This is a genomic window from Sporosarcina sp. E16_3, from assembly GCF_017347125.1.
Taxonomy (GTDB): Bacteria; Bacillota; Bacilli; order Bacillales_A; family Planococcaceae; genus Sporosarcina.
Genome location: NZ_JADPRX010000002.1, coordinates 79829 through 102552, shown reverse-complemented (window position 1 = coordinate 102552; position 22724 = coordinate 79829). Strand labels below are relative to the sequence as shown.

The window sequence follows — 22724 nt, the reverse complement described above, 5'->3', positions numbered from 1 at the left end:
AGTAAATAACGGGGGGGGAATAAAATTGGATACTAAACAAAAAAGGCCTAATATTATTTTTATTATGAGCGATGATCATGCTGCACATGCGATTAGTAGTTATGCTAGTAAAATAAATAAGACACCAAATCTAGACCGAATTGCTGACGGGGGCATGCGTTTTGACAATTGCTTTTGTACAAATTCCATTTGCGCACCAAGTAGGGCGGCTATTTTGACAGGTCGCTATAATCATATGAATGGTGTTAAAACGCTTGGTGATAAATTTGACAGTAGGCAACAAACTGTTCAGAAAATAATGCAGGATAAGGGGTATCAGACGGCACTTATCGGAAAGTGGCATCTTGGGCATGGGGGTATTCATAATCCAACTGGTTTTGACTACTGGAACATACTACCGGGGCAAGGGGATTACCACGAGCCGAAGATGTTTGAAATGGGGGAAGAAAAAAATTACCAAGGATATGTAACAGATATACTTACTGATCTTTCTTTAGAATGGATGACAAAACGAAATAAAGATAAACCATTTATGCTGATGTGTCATCATAAAGCACCGCATCGTCCGTGGGATCCAGATGAAAAACATGCACATATGTATAAAGATGTAGACATTCTCGAACCAGAAACATTCAATGATGATTATTCAAATCGTTCAGCTGCTGCAAAAGAAGCAGCAATGAGAATTGATCGTGATCTTACAATACGTGATTTTAAAGACGCCCCACCTGAAAATTTATCAGGGCAAGAATTAAAAAGTTGGAAATACCAACGCTATATTAAAGATTATTTACGTGTAATTGCGTCTATTGATGACAATGTCGGCCGCGTGCTCGATTATCTTGATGAAGAAGGATTAACGGAAGATACAATGATTATATATACATCAGATCAAGGCTTTTTCCTTGGTGATCATGGATGGTTTGATAAACGCTTCATGTACGAAGAGTCGCTTAGAATGCCTTTTCTGGTTCGTTATCCAAGAGCAATTAAACCTGGATCTACTACAAAAGATTTTGCAATAAATGTTGATTTTGCGCAGACATTTCTTGATTATGCAGGAATAGCAATACCTGCAGACATGCAGGGGACAAGTTTACGTCCAGTCATGGAAGCAAAAACACCTGATGATTGGCAAACATCCATGTACTATAGATATTGGGAACATTTAAGCAGCGAACATAAGGTTGGAGCACATTATGGTGTACGCACAACGAGGTATAAGCTTATATATTATTATGGTGAAGCACTTGGATCATCAGATGCGGTCGATGAATCTAGAACACCAGAATGGGAATTATTTGATTTAGAAAAAGATCCATATGAAATGAATAATGTGTATCATGAATCAGGTTATTGCGAAACAGTGCGAATGTTAAAAACAGAACTATATCGTTTGAAAACGAAAGTTTTAGATGAAGAATAATAACGGTTGACCATTCTTATCCTATTTAGAAGGAAAGTGGTGAATACAATGTCTATCAATACCGGATTAGCTTGTTGCTCTGCGACTAGGCCATTACTAAAAGAGAACCCCAAAAAGTCACATGTGAATACAGTGATAAAAAAAGAAAACTCTACTTTTGAAATGGTTTATTTATCAGGCGGAGAGTTTCGAATGGGGACGAACAATACTGATGGATTCCCAGCAGATGGGGAAGGTCCAATTCGAGAAGTAAACTTACAACCATTTTATATGGATAAGTACGCAGTCACAAATGCAGAGTACCTTGAATTTGTGACTGCTACAAATTATAAGACGGAAGCAGAACATTTTGGCTGGTCCTTCGTCTTTTATAGTTTTTTATCCAAACAAATGGCGAAAGATGTAAAGCAAACTGTTGCAGGTACTCCTTGGTGGGCCGTAGTGGAAGGGGCATATTGGGGACAACCTGAAGGGGCGGATTCCTCTATTGCTAATCGCTTGGAACATCCAGTTGTCCATATTTCTTGGAATGATGCATTGGCGTATTGTAAATGGATAGGAAAGCGTCTTCCAACAGAAGCAGAGTGGGAATATGCTGCTCGGGGTGGGCTTGAGCAAAATACATTCCCTTGGGGTAACGAATTAACGCCTAATGGTGAGCATCAATGTAATATTTGGCAGGGGGAATTTCCAAATATGAATACATCAGAAGACGGATATGCTGGAACAGCGCCCGTTGATACATATAAACCAAATGACTTTGGACTATACAACATGTCTGGTAATGTTTGGGAATGGTGTTCTGATTGGTTTGCAACAAGCATTCATAACAAAGGAGGGCTCAATAATCCAAAAGGTCCTCAATTTGGGAAATCAAAGGTAATGAGAGGGGGATCTTATTTATGCCATAAATCTTATTGTAATCGTTATCGAGTAGCGGCACGTAGTTCAAATACAGCAGATAGTTCAACTGGGAATATTGGATTTAGATGTGTCGTAGGTGATTTGTAAATATAGATTAATTAATTTGAATGAAGGATCATGCTGAAGCGTAAAGCGAGGAAAGAAATATAATTGGGGAGAAATAGTGAAAATGAGGAAAGTTGATAAAAAGCTTGAAACGCGTTGTTTAAGTTCATTGGCAAAAGTGTTTGCAGACAAGAAGATTGTAGATCCATCATTTAGCAAAGCTTCAGCCCTTTTAAATGAAATATATTCTTTTCAGGTCGCATATAAAGTGAATGAAAAAAACCTGGAAAACTTAAAAATTAGTATTGAAAGTGATTTGCACAACCTAATAACTAGTAGGGCAGTGGGGCTCGTCCCATCAGAATTTCCTATTTATGATGACCATGATGATCACATACTTAGGTCTACTCCAGGATTGTACCCTGATCCACTTTATCCATTAAATGAGAATGAGATACCTGTGATATATCAAAAATGGCATTCAGTTTGGATCACAGTCAAGCTGAATGCTGCTGTTAAAACTGGTTTACATCAGATTAAAGTAGTCTTCGAAGTAGAAGAGGGAGAAAAAATTGGTGAAGAAACGTTTGAACTTGAAGTGATTGATGCTTTACTCCCTGAACAAGAACTCATTTGTACGCATTGGTTTCATAGTGATTGCTTGGCAACGCGGTATGATGTTGATGTTTTCAGTGATGAGCATTGGAAACTGATTGATCAATATGTAAAAACAGCTGCAGACCATGGTATGAATATGCTGTTAACACCATTATTTACCCCGCCCCTTGATACTGAAGTTGGTGGAGAACGTCCAACAGTACAATTAGTGGACGTGGAAAAAGATGGAGATATGTATTTATTTAGATTTGATAAATTACTTCGTTGGGTAAAAATGGCTTCATGTAGAAAAATTAAGTACTTTGAGTTTTCCCATCTATTTACACAATGGGGTGCAAATCACGCACCAAAGATTATTGCAAAAGAAAATGGTGAATCAAAGCAAATATTTGGATGGGAAACAGATGCACATGGAGAAGCGTATAAACAGTTCCTTTCACAATTCTTACCTAGTTTAGTTAATTTTATTAAAGAACATCAGCTTGAAAAAAGTGTTTATTTCCATGTGTCAGACGAACCTGACACAAGTTCATTGAGCTCCTATAAAAAAGCGAGTGATTTGATTCATCTTTATTTATCAGATTATCCTGTAATAGATGCTTTATCAGATTATCAATTTTATAAAGAAGGACTCGTGAAAAGGCCTATTCCTGCTAATAATCATATAGGGCCTTTTTTAGAAAATAATGTACCAAATTTATGGACATATTATTGCTGTGCGCAGTATAAAGAAGTGTCGAACCGTTTCTTTAATTTCCCATCTGCTCGTAACCGTATTAGTGGTATACAGTTCTATAAATTTAATATAGCTGGCTTTTTACACTGGGGTTATAACTTCTGGTATTCAAGATTATCAAAAAATCAAATAGATCCATTTACTAATACTGATTCTGATAAGGGTTTTCCCTCTGGGGATGCTTTTCTTGTTTACCCTGGAGAAGAAGGACCTATTGAATCGATTAGATTAGAAGTATTTTACGAAGTACTGCAGGATTTAAGAGCATTACAATTATTAGAGAAATTAGTGGGAAAAGCGAAAGTGATTGAACTACTAGAAGAATCACTAGAAAACCCAATCACTTTTAGTGAATATCCTCGTGACAGTGAATGGTTGCTGGCTAAACGAGAAGAAGTAAACAAAGCAATTTCAGAGCTTACTGAATAACTAAAATTAAAAAGTTTATTAACCAGGGACAACAGGTTAATAAACTCCAGAGTAAATAGGTTAATTTAATTAATTACAAGGTGAAAGTTCTAGCCCGTCTTGTCTATCCAATATCTTAGCCTGTGTTTTCAACTTTTGAAAATGGCTTACTTAATATGAAATTTCATTCATAACGATTGTAATAATTTAGAATAAGGGCCAAATGGTTTATTGTAGCTTGGCTGCAAATTTGATTTTTACAATACACATGATTTTTGAAAGCAATCCTACATTGGGGGCAAAAGGATGACAACAATACAACGAAGTAAACCAACAGCACGGCAACTTGAATTTCAACAATGGGAGTTTGGACTCTTTATTCATTTTGGATTGCGGACCTTTTACGAAGGATATGTTGATTTTGATAAAAGACCGATGTACCCAACCGAATTTAATCCAACAAATTTAGATTGTCAACAATGGGTTAAGACTGCGAAGCAAGCAGGAATGAAGTACGCTGTTTTGACAGCAAAGCATCATGACGGCTTTTCAAACTGGCCTTCAAAATACACGGACTTTTCAGTTGTGCAGTCACCATGGAAGGATGGAAAAGGTGATGTTGTTCAAGAATTTGTGAATGCATGCCATAACCATGATATAAAGCCGGGTATATACTATTCCCCTTACGATGGTGCAGCTGACTTTTACAGCAACAAAGATGCAAAAGCATATGATGATTATTTTATCAATCAAATAACAGAGTTGTTAACAAACTATGGAGATATTGAAATACTATGGTTTGATGGTGCTGGATCTGAAAATCATGAATATGACTGGAAGCGTATTATTGCAACAGTTCGTTCATTACAACCAAACATACTTATATTTAATATAGCCGATCCAGATTTTAGATGGGTTGGTAATGAAGATGGTATCGCACCAATACCATGCTGGAACTTAGTGGATAGTATTGACTATTCTGTTTACAGTGAAGAGCAAAATAAATTAGCAGATCTTCTATGGTTACCGGCTGAATGTGATGTGCAAATGAGGGCAAATTGGTTTTATAGTGAGAATGATGATCATACAGTGAAAAGCTTAGGCGAGCTAATGGGGATTTACAATTATTCTGTAGGTCGGGGTGCTAATTTATTACTAAATATTGGTCCGAACAGAGAAGGGTTAATTCCAAAAAAGGATGAGCAACGTTTACTAGAATTCGGTAAAGAAATTAGTAGACACTTTGACAATCCAATAGCAAAAATAGAGGACTGTGAGTTTCGGGATGGTAAGTGGATTTATGAGGCAAGGGAACCTCATTTGATAGATCAAATTGTTGTTCAAGAGGATTTAAAAAATGGCGAAAGTGTCCAGAAATTTAGGATTACAATTATTACTGCGAAAACACAGCGACACATTACAGTTTATGAAGGTATAAACATTGGGAATAAAGCAATTATAAAGATTCCGATGGTTAGAATTAAAAGTGTTATTCTTGAAGTTTTAAAAAGTAATGGGGAGCCAATTATTAAGGAGTTATCGTTTCACTGCGTAGGAGAGCAGTTGCAATACTAAGCCCTTAACTTTAAATAGTTTTGTGCTTCAATGTTAAATAAGCGTGTTAGGGATCGTGGATAGAATTCTCTTTAATATGTGTAACGTTTTGTAAAGTGCTTCAAAATAAGATTCTCTGGGGGCAGATAAAGATGCGTAAATTGAAAATTGGTATTGTGGGTGCAGGTTCATTATCAGAAAGTCATCTAGGTGCTTATGCGAAAAATCCCAATGTAGAGTTAATCGCAATTTGTGATTTGATTGAGGAACGTGCAATAGCTAAAGCCACAACTTATAATATTAAGCACGTGTATACGGATTATCATGAAATGTTTCAAAATCCTGAGTTGGACGCAATTAGCGTTGTTACTTGGAATAATACACATAAGGAAATTTCTATAGCCGCACTTGATGCAGGTAAACATGTCCTGTGTGAAAAACCACTTTGTATGAATCACGGGGAGGCTTTAGAAGTTAAAGCGGCTACTGAGCGAAGTGATAAGAAGTTTATGATTGGCTATGTTCGCAGACATGCTTCAAGTGCAGTGGCATTAAAAGATATTATTAACAGTGGAACTTTAGGAGAAATTTATTATGCAAAAGCATCGATATTAAGAAGATTAGGAAATCCTGGTGGATGGTTCTCAGATAAATCCCGTTCTGGTGGTGGGCCGCTTATTGATATCGGAGTACATGTTATTGACTTATCGTGGTATTTGATGGGCAGACCAAAAGTGAAATCAGTGAGTGCAAATACTTACCATAAATTAGGCAATCGTTCAAATGTTAAATCACTATCCTTTTATAAAGCCGCTGATTATTCCCCGGAAAATAATGTTGAGGATTTGGCAAATGCTTTAATTCGTTTTGAAAACGGTTCATCGTTAATGGTTGATGTGAGTTTTGCCTTGCACATAAAAAATGATCAAAGTGGTGTTACTATTTTTGGTGATAAAGGGGGGGCAGAAGTAGAACCAAATTTAGTTATCGTACATGAGTCTAATGATATTATACTAAATAGCTTTCCACAAATTGATAACGCATCATTTGATTTTGGAGAAGCTTTTCAAAGTGAAATCAATCATTTTGTCAATTGCTGTTTGACTGGAGATGAACCAATTGGCGGAATTGATGATGGTGTGGAAATGATGAAAATATTAACAGCTATTTATAAATCGGCAGAAGAACAACAGGAAATAGTATTTGAATAATTAATACCCTTGAATGGCGATGAAACTGATGGATACTATGAGGTATGAAACTTGAAAAGCTCCAAGTTTCAAAGAAGAAATCTAATGTGCAGTCGTTCGGCTACTCCTTTTAAGGAGCCAATATTCGGGTTGTATACCGAATACAATTAGTCAATATATAGCTTTAAAGAAATGAAATTGGAGGGGATGAATAAAGTGAAGGTTGCAGTTATTGGTATTGGAAAGTTAGGGCTTAGAAATTTAAATATTTGGTCCCGACTAAAAGGGATTGAAATTGTAGGGATTATTGGCCGTGATCAGGAAAGATTACAAGAAGTGGGGGAGCAATTCGGAGCCGCTACATTTACTAGTGTTGAAGACTTGTTGTCACAGGCAGAGGTAGATACGTTTGATATTTGTACGCCAACTGACACGCACGCAGCGTTTGTAAACCAAATTGCACAAGCTAAAAAACATATTATTTGTGCAAAGCCCCTTGCCTTAACGAGTATAGAAGCAGAGCAAATGATAGCTATCTGTGAACAAAATAACGTTCAATTACTTGTTGGCCATACGCTTCAATTCTTCCCGGAATATGTAAATGCAAAAGAACAGTTTGAAAAGGGTGCGATTGGCCGGCCTGGTGTTATTCGTATGTCAAGAGGGGTGCCCTATCCATCGAAGGATAGAGAGTGGTATACGGATGAACAAAGAAGTGGCGGACTTTTCCTTGATTTAGGTGTACATGAATTTGAATGGATTCAATCGACTTTTGGGGAAGTTCAAAGAGTTATGGCCAAGCATGTGAAACATACACAACCAAACGAAAAGCCGATTGAGTATGGACTTGTAACGTTGAGAATGACTGATGGAACAATCGTTCATATTGAACTTTCTTGGGCTGAAACAAAATTCCGCTCCTCCTTTGAATTAACGGGAAACAAGGGAATGATTACATATAATCATGAGGAGAGCAATCCGGTAACACTAGCTATTCATGGGGATGTATCATCAGTAGTTATGTCGAAAAGTATGCTAAGAAGAGATCCATTCGCACGCCAACTGGAACACTTTGTAGATTGTTTAACTGGGAAAAAAAATCCGATTGTTTCGAGTTTGGATGCGTTACTGGCAATCCGTATTTCCGAAGCCGCTATCAAATCTGCTGCTGTGGGACAACCTGTTACATTGATTGAAGGAGGGCAAGTTAAATGAAATTTGGCATGATAAGTTTTGCTCATATGCATGCGTTAAGTTATGCAGGAATACTTCACAATCATGAAGACGTGGAATTAGCCTATATTTGGGATGAGGATGAAACGAGAGGAAAAGCAATGGCTGACCAATATGATTGTGAATATATTGCTGATTTAGATGATTTTTTAACAAGTGATATAAATGCAGTCGTCATTTGCTCTGAAAATGTGAATCATATAGCACATGTGATAAAAGCAGCTAAGGCTAAAAAGCACATCTTATGTGAAAAACCATTAGCAATAGAAGTTAAAGATGCTGAAGTGATGATTCAAGCATGTGAAGAAGCAGGCGTGATTCTGCAAGTTGCTTATCCCGTTCGATTTGCCCCGGTAATGGGAAATGTAAAAGCTCTGATTCAAAACGGTGCGATTGGAGAAGTACTTGCTATCAATGCAACGAATCATGGACTGATGCCAGGTGGCTGGTTTATCGATAAGGAGCTATCTGGTGGTGGATCCGCAACAGATCATATTGTGCATATTATGGATGTGATTCGTTGGATATTCAAAGATGAAGTGAAAAGTGTATATGCAGAACTCGACACAAGATTTTATGATATCGATGTAGAGGACTGTGGCATGGTTACACTTGAGCTTGAATCCGGGATGATTGTTTCCATTGACCCAAGCTGGTCTAGACCCAAAACATATCCAACTTGGGGTAATGTGGTGATGCACTTTGTTGGTACAAAAGGGAACTTAAGTGTGGATGCATTTAAACAACATTCACTTTATTATAATGACGATGCAGATAAAATTCAGGAACTGTCATGGTCTGAGGATATGGATGAAGGGTTACTTGCTGACTTTATTGACTGTGTTAAGTCTAATGGAACACCATCAATCACGGGTATGGATGGATTGCGTACATTAGAGGTGGTAAAAGCTGCTTATCAATCGAATGAATTAAAAAAGGTTGTCATGCTTGATCGCGTGTAAACTGCTTTTCAGAGATTGAGATACTTGACTGACTGTCAAATAGACATGATTATGGGTTGTCTGAACCATCAGCTACAAGGAATTGTAAATAGTAATTCAAAGTATAGTGCAGAAAAGTTATTGTTAGAGGAAGCGTTCAAGACCAAGCCGACTGATAGTATCCAAGAATTAATTGATGAATCTAAAAGGATTTAAAGGTGAGCGATTGACATTATTGATAGGGCAATTACGATCAATAATGTCAATTTTGTATTCAATACAGATACTGTTGTTTTAACCAGGAGTTTAATAGAAAATAATCCTGGAAGAAAAGATTGGGTAATTGCAAAATGCGGGAATCAGATTTAGTCACCTGCATTGATTACTGTTAAATTGCAGACAAGCAAGATAGGGATAAATGGCGTTGTCATTGGTGCAGCAATAGATGTAAGAGGGAATTTTATTGAAAACATACATATAAACTGAGAGGTGTAAATTATGACATATGCAGTAATTGTTGAAGAACATAGAGGTGGAAGAATAGAAAATATCCACCAAGGAATTATTTGTGTAGTAAATGATAAAAAAGAAGTTATTTATGAAAAAGGAAATATCGGGAGTCATGTATATTATAGATCAGCAATGAAACCAATCCAAGCTATCCCAATATTTCAGACAACAATTATTGAAAAATACAAGCTTAGTCTAGAAGAAGCAGCATTGTTTACAGCATCACAGCGTGGTGAAAAGTACCACCAAGAAGCACTCGTTAAGTTGATTGGGAAATTGGGGTTATCAGAGGAAATGCTCATTTGCGGCGCTAGTTACCCTTTAAATGATAAGCCGAAAGAACAGTATATTTGGGATCACAAGCCAAAGCGGAAATTACTCCATAATTGTGCAGGTAAACATTTGGGATTCTTGGCTTATGCAAAAGAGAAGGGATATGAACTCAGTAGCTACGCTGATCCTGAACATCCATTGCAAAAGGAAATCTTGATGCAACTTGTCAATCTGTCTGAAACACCAATTGACAACATCAATAGCGGTGTAGATGGCTGTGGTGTTCCAGTTTACGGTGTTCCACTTAAAAATATGGCGATTTCGTATTTGAAATTTGTTGCTCCCGAATTAATCGCAGATAAGCATTTAGCGCAGGTAGTTACTCAAATTGGTGAAGTAATGAATGCACATCCTGAAATTGTTGCATCTCATAACTTTATCTGTACGGTGTTACTCGAGGACAAGAACATTATTGCCAAGGGTGGTGCACAGGGCGTATATTGTCTTGCACTAAAGAAAGAACGAATTAGTATCGCTATAAAAGTGTTAAGTGGTTCTGAACTGGTCTGGCCAGTTTTAGTTGCAGAGCTACTAGAAAAGTTAAACTATAGTAATAAGGAAACAATTTTCCGATTACTTGCAATTCGTCCAAAAGCGATTATTAACGACAATGGTAAACCTATAGGTGAAACAAGGGCTACCTTGTAAAACGTTATTATCTAATTGGGTAATGTTGCAAATGACTTCCCCAGATGGAAATTCATATTGATGACAACATATTATTGAGAAAATAGGATTTTCAATCACGATTCATGAAGTAGTGAAAAGTGAAGGGGGAGCCAATTATTAAAGAATAAGATTTGATCGTTTAAGGAATGTATGTAGTGGTTTTTTTGAATACCGGCGGGTTATGTTGGAGATTTGAAATGTATAAGTCCATCATCCCTGGGAATGGTGGGACTTACGTAATATAATGAAAATTCCGCTGATTCTACATGGCCAGTCATCTCGGTTTGTGGTAGGATAATTAGTAAATATTTTATTTGTAATTAATTCGAATTTTAACCAAACAATCTATTAATCTAATTCAATATTATGTTGTTATAGGGGATTTTATGAAATTAGAATGATCTAATTTTAATACATATTACTCTAACATCTTTATTAATTATATTAATTAATTACATTATATGCACTCACTTATATCTATTTTTGGGGAGCTCCTTTGTGTAAGAATCTTAATCGCTTTTGTATTGTTAAAACATGAAGGAGAAATGTATTTGATTTTACGGTTAATGAACGTCAGATAGTTACATTAAATTACTATAGTTAGCAATATTATAGTAATTTAATGAAATCTCATTGGATAGGAACCAATTAGAAATGTATACGCATACTAATTATTAACTCCGCACCTAAATATGGATAACGGTTCCAGTTTTCGGTTTTAAGTAAGTATTTATAGTCCGATTATTTCCGAAGTTCAATTTTTCGTGAGTACAGGACTTGAATACTATATTAGACGGTAGGGAGATAAAAAGATGAATATATTATCATATAAAAAAGCTGCTAAGAGATGGTCAGAAGCCCTACCTTTAGGTAACGGCAGAATTGGGGCGATGCATTTTGGTGGAATTGAGGTAGATCGATTTCAATTAAATGAAGATACATTATGGTCAGGTCCACCGAAAAGGATAGTGAAAAAAAAAGATGAAGAATCTCTTCATAAGGTTAGAAAGTTAATAGAACAAGGACAGTATGAAGAGGCAACCCACGAAACCAAAAATATGCTTGGTCCTTATACGCAGGGCTATATGCCATTAGGGGATTTAACGATAAATTATCTTCACGGGAATGTTGCCAAGGAATATAAGAGAGAATTAAATATTGAGAAAGCCCTTTCTTCTGTCAAATATACTGTTGGTAAAGTTGAATATACGAGGGAAGCTTTCATATCCCATAAACACCAAGTACTTGCCATTAAATTAACAAGTTCAGTAGAAAAAGAACTTAATGTAAGGATTACATTAGATAGCTTATTGAAAAGTAAAACGGTACACATGAAGGAAGAATTGACGTTACAAGGAATCTGTCCTGAAAGTAGTGCGCCAGTTTATCATAATGGAAATGCACAACCGATTAGATATGGGGAGATTGGCAAAACCAAAGCCATTCATTTCGAAGGTAGATTAGGTGTTGTTGTTGAAAGTGGTCAAGTAGAATCGCTGAACGGGAAACTCACAATACAATATGCTACAAAAGCTGTAATCTATTTAGCTGTTGCGACATCATTTAATGGTTTTGATAAGTTGCCTGGTCGAGATATGAATGTTTTAACAGACCAAAATGTTATGTGTTTATCAAATGCGATGAGCATACCCTATGACCATTTAAAAGATGATCACATTCGAGATTATCAGAGCCTCTTCAATCGTGTTGGATTATCCCTTGGGAAAGAACGCGCAAAGGTATTCCTTGATACAGATGAAAGGGTTAGGAAATTTGGAAGAGATGATTTAGGTATGGTGGAACTATTATTTCAATACGGTCGCTATTTAATGATTGCTTCTTCCCGAGAAGGTACACAACCAACAAATTTACAAGGAATATGGAATGACTCGACACGTCCCCCTTGGTCTTCTAATTATACAATAAATATTAATACTGAAATGAATTACTGGCCTGCAGAAGTAACCAATTTAGGCGAGTGTCACCGCCCATTATTGAAGTTGATAAAAGAGTTAGCAGTGAACGGCGAGAGAATGGTTAGTGAACGTTATGGCAGAAAAGGATGGACAGCACACCATAACACAGATTTATGGAGACATGCTGAACCAGTTGGTGATAGGGATGGTAATCCAATTTGGGCTTTTTGGCCAATGTCAGGACCATGGCTGTGTCGCCATTTATGGGAGCACTTCGAATTCTCAATGGATAAAGTTTATCTAGCAGAAGAGGCATTTCCACTCATGAAAGGAGCAGTAGAATTTTGCCTTGATTGGTTAGTTGAACATGAAAATGGCTATTTAATTACATCACCGTCAACTTCTCCGGAACATACATTTATATCGGAGGATGGACAAGTTGGATCAGTGACTAAAGGTGCAATGATGGATCTACAAATCATTTGGGATTTGTTCACAAACAGTATAGATGCAGCAACTGTTCTTGGTGTTGATGATGATTGGGTTAATCAAATGAGAGAAGCTAAAGAACGTTTGCATCCGTTAAAAATTGGTAAATATGGGCAGTTGCAAGAATGGCTGATTGACTATGAAGATGTTGAACCTCAACATCGACATGTATCCCATCTGTATGGTGTCTATCCAGGAAATCAAATTTTAGAGGGGCCATTGTTAGATGCTGCCCGGCAAACGTTAAATATTCGCGGAGATTCGGGTACTGGCTGGAGTCTGGGCTGGAAAATGAATCTATGGGCTAGGCTGAAAGACGGTGAACGGATAAATAAACTACTCCATGAATTATTTAATATTGTCGATGACAATAAAGAATATGTCACAGGTGGAGGATTGTATCCCAATCTTTTAGGAGCACATCCCCCATTTCAAATTGATGGTAATTTCGGCTATACCTCAGGTGTTATTGAAATGATTATCCAATCTCATAAAGGATATATTGAATTACTACCGGCACTTCCATCGACATGGTTAATAGGAACTTTAGCTGGTGTTCGTGTAAGAGGCGGATTTGAAATCGATATTTCCTGGGATTGTATGAAAGTTAGTGAATTAACTGTAACTTGTAAGTGTGATAATAATTTGGTAATTAAAACAAATGAAGCAATCATACTCCGTGAAGAAGGAAAAGAAGATACTCAAATAAGTGCTGTGGATGGATTTATATCACTGGAGATGAGTGAAGATCAAAAGTGTAAAATTTTATTTTAAAGGACCATATTTGCTAAAAAAACAGGGGTGATAGTTATGGCACAGGTAAGAATGGGTATTATCGGACTTGGTGGAAGAAGCTCTATTATACATTATTGGCATAAACCGAGCGGGGATTCAGTTGTGGTAGCAGGTGCGGATGTGTCGCTAGATAAGTTAGAAAAATTTAAAAATGATATTAATGATGAAGTATTTATTACAACAGATTATCTACAACTACTAGCGCGAGAAGATATTGATGCGGTTGCTATTTTTACGCCTGATTATTTACATGAAGAACATGCAATCGCTGCGTTACGAGCAGGTAAGCATGTTTATTGCGAAAAGCCACTAGCAATAACTGCTGAGGGATGCGACCGGATTTTAGATGAAGAAAAGAAATCAGGCAAGCATTTAATGATTGGATTCAATATGCGTTATATGAGTATGTATCAAACAATGAAAGAGATTATCGATTCTGGTCTGATTGGTGATATTAAAGCGGTCTGGGTTAGACATTTTGTGGGACTAGGTGGCTACTTTTATTATCATGATTGGCATGGTACTGCGGCAAACACAACATCACTGTTACTACAGAAAGCATCACATGACTTCGATGTTATTCACTGGTTAACAGGCAACTATGCAAAAAGAGTCTCTGCAATTGGGAGTCTAGATTACTATGGTGGTAATAAGCCTAATGATCTGCATTGTCCGGATTGTGGTATTAAAGATACTTGCCCAGAAGTTAGTTTAACAGGTCTTACGCAATGTGCATTTAGAAAAGAAATCGATGTGGAAGATAATAACATGGTCATCATGGAATTAGAAGGCGGCATTAAAGCATCATACTTGCAATGTCATTTTACACCAGACTATTCCCGAAACTATACATTTATCGGGACAAAAGGTCGCCTCGAAAATGACGATGTGAATGATAAAGTTCATGTGAAAACAAGGAAGTCTGGATCATGGCATGAAATGAGTGATATTACGTATGACATTAAGAACATGTCAGGATCACATGGTGGTGCAGATCCCCGTATCTGTCAAGATTTCATTTCACTTATTTTATATGATAAAGCACCATTAACAACTACTTTTGCAGCCCGAATGAGTGTTGCGGTAGGATGTGCAGCAACAGAATCAATTAGGTCTGGTGGTAAAGTATTGGAAATCGACCAAGGAAGACATAAATTTGTGTCATCAGTTGGCGAAAAAGTGTGAACGCGTAAGTTCATATGGATCACTCATGCATTTTCGTGAAGAAAATAGTCCAGAGGGTGCCCCGTAGAGATGCTTGGATGGATGTCCTGCAGAATTGACTTGTCCGTTCCATGCCGGACTGTATTATCTTGGAGAAGGAAAAGGCTGGGCAAGAAAGTTTACCGAAGATGATTCACGTGAAGGTATTATCAAAGCACTTAATGAAACATCTTATGGGAAGTGTGTGTTCAGATCAAATAATGATGTTGTTGATCACCAAGTTGACAATATGGAGTTTGAAGACGGGGCAACAGCTACATTTAGTATGTCTGGATTTACCCGTGAACAAACACGTATGGTGCAAATTATGGGGACAAAAAGCGAAATACGTGGAAATATGGAGGGAAACAGTATTTCGATTTATGATTTCCTAACGAAACATGAAACCATTATTAGGTTTGATAACCCAGTTGGAGGCCATGGTGGTGGCGATAATGGAATTGTCCGCTCTTTCTTACGGGGTATTGATAATGTAGGGGTAAATGAGAATATATCCTCTGCCGCTGTTTCATTTAGAAGTCATTTAATGGCGTTCGCAGCTGAAGAATCTAGAGTAAATAAAGGGAAATCACTAAAAGGAGTTGTTTTTCTTGTCGAATTTAAAAGTTGAGGATGGCCAATTTATTATTAACAATGAACCAATCCAATTTATTTCCGGAGCTATTCATTATTTTAGGGTTGTACCAGAGTACTGGGAAGATCGTTTACTAAAATTAAAGGCTTGTGGTTTTAATGCGGTTGAAACATATGTACCGTGGAATTTACATGAGCCGAAAGAAGGTAAATTCAGTTTTGAAGGTATTGCAAATATTGAAGAATTTATCCAAATCGCAGGTCGTATCGGACTGCATGTAATTGTTAGACCAAGTCCATATATTTGTGCGGAATGGGAGTTCGGTGGTTTACCATCATGGTTAATCGCTGACAGTAATATGAGGCTTAGATCACATTATGAACCCTTTTTAGAAAAAGTGGACAATTATTTTGATGTTTTGTTGGCGAAACTAAAGCCACTTTTACAAACAAATGGTGGACCAGTTGTTGCGATGCAAATAGAAAATGAGTATGGTAGTTTCGGCAATGATAAACAGTATTTAAATCATATAAAAGAAGCAATGATCGCTAGAGGAATAGATGTCCTATTATTTACTTCTGATGGTCCTTCTGATTTAATGTTCCAGGGCGGCACAGTTGATAATGTATTAGCAACAGCTAATTTCGGTTCAAATCCTGCTGGTGCATTTGAAGTACTACAGAAAAACTTCCCTAACTCACCAAATATGTGTATGGAATTCTGGAATGGTTGGTTTGACCACTGGGGGGAAGAACATCATCAGCGGGACCCAGGTGATACGGCTGCAACATTAGCAGAAATGCTTGAACGTGGTGATTCCGTTAACTTCTATATGTTCCATGGTGGTACGAATTTTGGTTTTTACAATGGTGCTAACTATGGTAATGACTATCAACCAACAGTTACGAGTTATGATTATGACTGTCCGGTGAGCGAAGTTGGTGATATAACGCCTAAATATCTTGCAGTACGTGAGGTAATTGCCAAACACAAAGATATTGGTGAATTAATATTGCCTGAGCCGATTCCGAAAATGAATTATGGGGCAGTTGCAATGACTGAGTCGATTCAATTATTTGATGCTTTAGGAATGATTAGTGAACCAATACAAAGAGCAAACCCAGAAACAATGGAGAAGATTGGCCAAGATTATGGTTTCACACTTTATCGTACATTTTTAAAAGGACCTCATGGTGAGGCCCCGTTAAGTATTCAAAATGTTCATGATCGTGCACTTGTTTTTGTAAATAAGGAATATAAAGGTGTAATTGATCGTTGGGAAAACCAAACAATTTCCTTTGCAGTACCTGAAGAAGGCGTTCAGATTGATATTTTAGTTGAAAATATGGGGCGCATTAATTATGGACCAAGGATGATGAATGATCCAAAAGGTATTACCGAAGGTGTTCGATTCCAGTATCAATTTTTATTCAATTGGGAAATCTATCCGTTGCCGATGGACAATCTTCAATCTCTATCATTTAACGAGAACAACGGAGAAAACAGTGGACCTGCATTTTACAAAGGAGCATTCAATGTAGATGAAGTTGGCGATACATTTGTTGAATTGCCAAACTGGGTAAAAGGTTTTGTCGTTGTGAATGGTTTCAATATCGGTAGGTACTGGGAGATAGGGCCGCAAGAAACATTGTATTTGCCTGGCCCGTTATTGAAAAAAGGTGAAAATGAGATTGTTGTTTTTGAACTACATGGAACAAAACTGCCCAAAATTTCGTTGATCGATACCCACAAGCTAGGTTAAATGATAGGGCAGTTCTAGAACTGCCCTATCACAATTTATGTTTAAAAACTAGGTATTGCAATGGTTATAGCAAATGATAAAGCAAAAAAGTAGCGGGTACCAACTATAACTAGTTTAGGAGTGGTTATTAATGACTAAACCAATATTTTCTTTTCCGGTAATCAGTGATGTTCACATAACAAATACCGATGAAAAATCACATCATAAACTTGAGAAAGCTTTAAAAGATTTGCATGAAGTATCACCTGATTATGATGTAATCATTTTTAATGGAGATATGATCAGCGACGGTAGGCAAGAAAGCTACAATAAACTGAAAGAATTAGTAAATAATAATCTTCAGAAGGAAGCTTTTTTTACAATCGGAAATCATGAATTTTTCAAGAATGATGGGAATGAAGCAGCAATCAATCGATTCCTGGATTTTTCGGATGAAAATAACGTGTTTTACGAAAAAAGTATAAATGGCTATCCCTTCATTTTCCTAGGTACTGAGAGTTGGGGACCAATTGGTGCACCTACAAAGGACTCTGCCGTGCTATCAAAGGAACAATTAGACTGGTTGGAAGAAAGTTTAATAAAGCATGCTAAGTCAAGATGTCCTATTTTTGTGTTCCTACACCAGCCAATCCCATATACATTAACAGGGACAGATATCCGGTATTATGAAAATTGTATAATTCAATCTAAAGAATTGATGGATATATTGAACAGATTCCCACAAGTTTTCTATTTTTCTGGACATACACATTGGGATTTACGTATGCAAGGAATGTTTCTTCAAAATAATTTTACGATGGCAAACACTGGAAGCGTTTATAATACATGGGGGCCTGATGAACAAGGTCATGAAACTGTAATCGATCCAGATGGCAGCCAGGGGTTGCTTGTTCAGGTTTATGAGGACAAGGTTGTCATTAAAGGACGTGACTTTGCAAAACAACAGTGGTTGGATGAGTTTGTTAATACGGTTAATCCAACTGAACAAGTGAACTAAAGCCTTTATGTGCAAAAATGTAGTGTTACTGTTTTGTCTTTTATAATGAAACGGGTTAAGTTCAAATTCATCACAACAAAACCGATCACAATGTAAAAGCTATATACGGTTTTATTTACTAGTGTCCTATTAGGATTCCGTAAAATTAGTTGAAATCACAGCTTTTAACATAAAAAGGAGTGATTAATTGAAATGAAAAAGCCCAATATACTATTGATAACAAGTGACCAACAGCATTTTGACACAATCGGGGCATTTAATTCAGAAATAGAAACCCCCAATATTGATAGATTAGTAAAAGAAGGAACAACTTTTAAGCGGGCCTACTGTCCAAACCCTACTTGTACACCGACACGTGCATCAATTATTACTGGGCAATATCCAAGTCAGCATGGAGCCTGGACATTAGGAACGAAATTGCTTGAGGGGCAACATACTGTGGGTCAAGATTTTACTATGAATGGGTATCGTACTGCCCTTATTGGAAAGGCACATTTTCAACCTTTGTATGAAACTGAGGAATACACTTCACTCGAGTCGTATCCGATTCTACAAGATTTGGATTTTTGGAAACAGTTCTCAGATGAATTTTATGGCTTCGAACATGTAGAATTAGCCAGAAATCACACAAATGAAGCGCATGTTGGACAACATTATGCATTATGGCTAGAAGAAAAGGGCTGTTCAAATTGGCGTGACTATTTTGTTGGACCAACCGGAACAATGGACAATGCAGTTGAACATACATGGGCGATTCCAGAAAAATATCATTATAATACATGGATTGCTGAACGAACCAATCTCAAGTTGACTGAGTATGTTAAAAATAACGAAAACTTCTTTATGTGGTCCAGTTTCTTTGATCCACATCCACCATATTTGGTATCAGAACCGTGGGACAGTATGTATGAACCAGATCAGTTAACGATTCCAAAAGGTATTGAAGGGGAGCACAAAAATAATCCACCACATTTTCAACTGACACAAGAAAAGGCTCCGGACTTTTCGGGATATAAAGAAACTGGCTTTGGAGTACATGGCTATCATTCACATCATATTTCAGAAGACCGTCATAAAAAAATAACGGCAACTTATTATGCAATGGTCAGTATGATGGATAAATATATTGGACAAATTCTCGATAAACTAGATGAGCTTGGCATTGCAGATGAGACTATTATTGTCTTTACAAGTGATCATGGACATTTCTTTGGACAACATGGATTGCAATATAAAGGTGGTTTTCATTACGAAGACTTACTAAAAGTCCCATTTGTCGTCCGTTATCCTGATAAAGTACCAGCAGGCCATGTTTCACAGTCAATGCAGTCATTAGTCGATTTGGCACCAACTTTTTTAAAATTTGTGGATATTCCTATTCCTACCTCGATGACAGGGGTTGATCAGAGTAAAGTATGGATGCGAGAAATAGAGGCAGCTAGAGATCATATAATTTGTGAGTTTCATCATGAACCAACAACGATTCACCAAAAGACATATGTAAATGATCGCTATAAAATTACCGTTTATTTTAATCAAACTTACGGTGAAATTTTTGATTTGAAAAGTGATCCAGAAGAATATAACAACCTGTGGCATCAACCCGAACATCAAGCATTAAAACAGGGATTACTATTAAAGTATATTTGGGCGGAATTAGGTAAAGAGCCAATGGTAATGCCGAGAATTTCTGGCGCTTAATAAATAAACAATGGTGAGTAAATACGAATAGAGGAAAAAATCATGAAAAGAAAAAATAGCCTTACTCATGGCGGCGTATGGCTAAGACTAATCACTTGTTTAGTAATTATCGGAATACTTCCCGCTTGTTCAAGTGAAAAAAATGTTCAACCTATTCATGATGGAGGAGAAGAGTTGATAGTGGTTGATGCACCAAAAAGTAGTGAGAGAGAAGGCTGGACGCTAACATTTGAAGATACATTTACTGGTGAAAAGCTGGATGATAAAAAATGGGGACATGCACCTGAATGGAAGAGACATAATGGTCAATGGTCTGATAAGGATGCCTACTTAGATGGTGATGGTCAATTAATTATTCAAATCAGTGAAAAAGAAGGTAATTATTATTCAGGTGCAATACGCTCGATTGGATTATTTGAACAAGCGTACGGCTATTATGAAATCCGTGCTCAATTACCAATTGAAGAAGGATATTGGACTGCATTTTGGTTAATGTCTGACTCTGTTCATCAAGTAGGTGGTGAAGGAAAAGATGGCACAGAAATTGATATTTTTGAAACACCTTTTGCTAGGTATAACAAAATAGATCATGCTTTGCATTGGGATGGGTATGAAAAGGACCATAGAAGTGTAGGTAAATCTACTATTATCCCTGAAGCTTACAAAGGTTTTACTACATTCGGATTAGAGTGGAATGAAGATGAGTATATATTCTATGTAGATGATGTTGAAACATGGCGAACTTCTGCGGGAGGAGTCTCACAAGTACCCGCTTATCTAAAAATTACTGCAGAAGTTGGTGACTGGGCTGGCGATATAAGGAGTGCGAAACTCCCGGCTCAAATGGTAGTCGATTATGTACGCGTGTATGAAAAGAAAGATTAGTAGGGTTATTTGTCAGAATAGAAAGTACAATATTGGAAATGTGAGGAGTTTTACAAATGGCGAACATTGAGACACAAGCAATTTTTTACCCAAACTATGGAGGTTCAAAAGCGTTTCGAATTCCGTCTATGATTACAACGAGTAAGGGAACAGTTATTGCAGGAATTGATGCAAGAATAGTTGATCAAACAGACAATCCTAACCAAATTGAGATGGCAATTAGACGAAGTGTGGACAACGGTCAGACATGGAATCCAATCCAAAACTTAGTGGCATTTGCTGGGGAAGGGTTAGACGGTGCAGCAGCGATTGATTCGGCATTACTAGAAGATAAAGTAACAGGCACCATTTACATGCTTTACATGCATACGCCAGGTGGAATTGGTTTATGGGCAAGTGAAGTCGGAATGGGTTTCAGCGCAGATGGACGCAGAAAACTCTTTGACAACAAAGGGAATACTTATTTGTTGTCTGAAGATGGAAAAGTACGGGACGTGGAAGGGAATATTACGGGTTACACGGTTGATAGAAAAGGCTATGTATTCGAAGGTGATAAAGGATGTGGCAATATTTATTACAAAAAGGGTATTGACCCAAATGAAAGTTTGCTAGAAGCTAGAACTTCATTTTTGCAAGTGATTCAAAGTAAAGACGATGGCCTTACATGGTCAGAGCCAAGAGAATTAAATCCAATGGTAAAAGAAGAATGGATGCGTTTTATTGGGTCAGGTCCTGGCTGTGGTATTCAGTTAATGCATGGAGAAAAAGCGGGTAGATTACTATTCCCCATCTATTTTTCAAATGCAACAGGACATATGTCTTGTGCTTTGATTTATAGCGATGACTTTGGTGTTACTTGGCACCGTGGCGAATCACCGAATGATGGAAGAGTTATAAACGAAGAAACATTATGTGCAGAAACACTTTCTGAGCATAATCATATGTTAACTGAGTCACAGGTCATTGAGCTACCGACTGGGGAACTTCGTTATTATTTACGAAATCATTTCGGAATTCAACGAACAGCAGTTGCAACGAGTACTGATGGAGGAGAAACTTGGGGAGAAGTAACATTTGATATGACTTTACTAGATCCGATTTGTCAATCGAGTGTTGTTTTATATCCTGATCAAGGGGATGGGAAAGTCCGAGTGCTTTTCGCAAACCCTGCTGATGAAAAAACAAGGGAGAAAGGAATGGTTCGTTTAAGCGAAGATGGCGGAAAAACGTGGCCATTTAGTAAAGTGATTGAAGAAGGCCATTACGGTTATTCTTGTTTAACTGTACTAGCAAATGGTGAAATAGGTGTCCTCTATGAACGTGTTTATGATTATTCGGATTGGAATAACATGGATATTCAATTTGGGACATTTACGTTAGATTGGTTGAAACTATAATTAATTTGGACAGCAGTTTTGGATGGAATCTTAGTACATTTTCCTAAAGGACCATCTATAATTTAGATGGTCTTTTGTCGTTGTTTTTATAATAAGTGGCATTAGGGATCTGAGGTTTAATCCATTTTACTTTATAAATGTTAGATTAAATAGTAATCTTCACACTAAATTCATAGGCAAACAGGTAAAGTGTTATAAAGAGGTAAAGAAACTCTAACTTAGATATTGAGGAATCGCCGACGAAATAACAGTTTTTAATTAATTTTGGAAAGGGCTATGAAGAATTGTACAACAAGATATATTTCTCGAATACTTGTATGCGCTTCCACATTGGAACTAATGAAGCATATCAAAAGAGTAGGAAATCGCAATGTAAACTAAAATATTGAACCCTAGG

General features: G+C 37.1%; 17 protein-coding genes. All 17 read left to right on the top strand.

Annotation, left to right across the window (positions count from 1 at the left end; all coding sequences use genetic code 11):
• Positions 1–25: 25 nt before the first annotated feature.
• Positions 26–1426, top strand: a complete 1401-nt coding sequence (locus I2483_RS02990) for a sulfatase family protein (protein WP_255550251.1) — start codon at positions 26–28, stop codon at positions 1424–1426.
• 48 nt (positions 1427–1474) lie between these two features.
• Positions 1475–2437: a formylglycine-generating enzyme family protein gene (locus I2483_RS02985; protein ID WP_207173872.1), complete on the top strand. Its 963-nt coding sequence runs from the start codon at positions 1475–1477 to the stop codon at positions 2435–2437.
• An 82-nt stretch (positions 2438–2519) separates the two neighbouring features.
• Positions 2520–4178 carry a DUF4091 domain-containing protein gene (locus I2483_RS02980; protein WP_207173871.1) on the top strand — a complete coding sequence of 553 codons (1659 nt, stop codon included), beginning with the start codon at positions 2520–2522 and terminating at the stop codon, positions 4176–4178.
• Between the two features lie 285 nt (positions 4179–4463).
• Entirely contained in the window at positions 4464–5732 is a 1269-nt protein-coding gene (locus I2483_RS02975; protein ID WP_207173870.1) for an alpha-L-fucosidase, read from the top strand.
• A 131-nt stretch (positions 5733–5863) separates the two neighbouring features.
• Positions 5864–6922, top strand: a complete 1059-nt coding sequence (locus I2483_RS02970) for a Gfo/Idh/MocA family protein (RefSeq protein WP_207173869.1) — start codon at positions 5864–5866, stop codon at positions 6920–6922.
• Between the two features lie 186 nt (positions 6923–7108).
• Entirely contained in the window at positions 7109–8116 is a 1008-nt protein-coding gene (locus tag I2483_RS02965; protein ID WP_207173868.1) for a Gfo/Idh/MocA family protein, read from the top strand.
• Entirely contained in the window at positions 8113–9096 is a 984-nt protein-coding gene (locus tag I2483_RS02960; RefSeq protein ID WP_207173867.1) for a Gfo/Idh/MocA family protein, read from the top strand. Before I2483_RS02965 ends, I2483_RS02960 begins: the two co-directional genes overlap by 4 nt.
• 24 nt (positions 9097–9120) lie before the next feature.
• The gene (locus I2483_RS02955) at positions 9121–9291 is read left to right on the top strand and encodes a hypothetical protein (RefSeq protein ID WP_207173866.1); all 171 of its coding nucleotides are present in this window, start codon (positions 9121–9123) and stop codon (positions 9289–9291) included.
• Positions 9292–9573: 282 nt separating this feature from the next.
• Positions 9574–10566 (top strand): asparaginase, encoded by a 993-nt coding sequence (locus tag I2483_RS02950; protein WP_207173865.1) that lies wholly within the window; start codon positions 9574–9576, stop codon positions 10564–10566.
• Positions 10567–11399: 833 nt separating this feature from the next.
• Positions 11400–13766, top strand: a complete 2367-nt coding sequence (locus tag I2483_RS02945) for a glycoside hydrolase family 95 protein (RefSeq protein WP_207173864.1) — start codon at positions 11400–11402, stop codon at positions 13764–13766.
• Positions 13767–13802: 36 nt separating this feature from the next.
• Positions 13803–14972, top strand: a complete 1170-nt coding sequence (locus I2483_RS02940) for a Gfo/Idh/MocA family protein (RefSeq protein WP_207173863.1) — start codon at positions 13803–13805, stop codon at positions 14970–14972.
• Between the two features lie 94 nt (positions 14973–15066).
• Positions 15067–15621, top strand: a complete 555-nt coding sequence (locus I2483_RS02935; protein ID WP_255550250.1) for a hypothetical protein — start codon at positions 15067–15069, stop codon at positions 15619–15621.
• Positions 15602–17347: a glycoside hydrolase family 35 protein gene (locus tag I2483_RS02930; protein WP_207173862.1), complete on the top strand. Its 1746-nt coding sequence runs from the start codon at positions 15602–15604 to the stop codon at positions 17345–17347. Before I2483_RS02935 ends, I2483_RS02930 begins: the two co-directional genes overlap by 20 nt.
• Positions 17348–17477: 130 nt before the next feature.
• Positions 17478–18344: a metallophosphoesterase family protein gene (locus I2483_RS02925; protein ID WP_207173861.1), complete on the top strand. Its 867-nt coding sequence runs from the start codon at positions 17478–17480 to the stop codon at positions 18342–18344.
• Between the two features lie 192 nt (positions 18345–18536).
• Positions 18537–20045, top strand: a complete 1509-nt coding sequence (locus I2483_RS02920) for a sulfatase family protein (RefSeq protein WP_207173860.1) — start codon at positions 18537–18539, stop codon at positions 20043–20045.
• Between the two features lie 42 nt (positions 20046–20087).
• A complete protein-coding gene (locus I2483_RS02915; protein WP_207173859.1) occupies positions 20088–20930 on the top strand; it encodes a glycoside hydrolase family 16 protein in 843 nt (280 codons plus the stop codon).
• A gap of 56 nt (positions 20931–20986) precedes the next feature.
• Positions 20987–22327 (top strand): sialidase family protein, encoded by a 1341-nt coding sequence (locus tag I2483_RS02910; RefSeq protein ID WP_207173858.1) that lies wholly within the window; start codon positions 20987–20989, stop codon positions 22325–22327.
• Positions 22328–22724 lie beyond the last annotated feature (397 nt).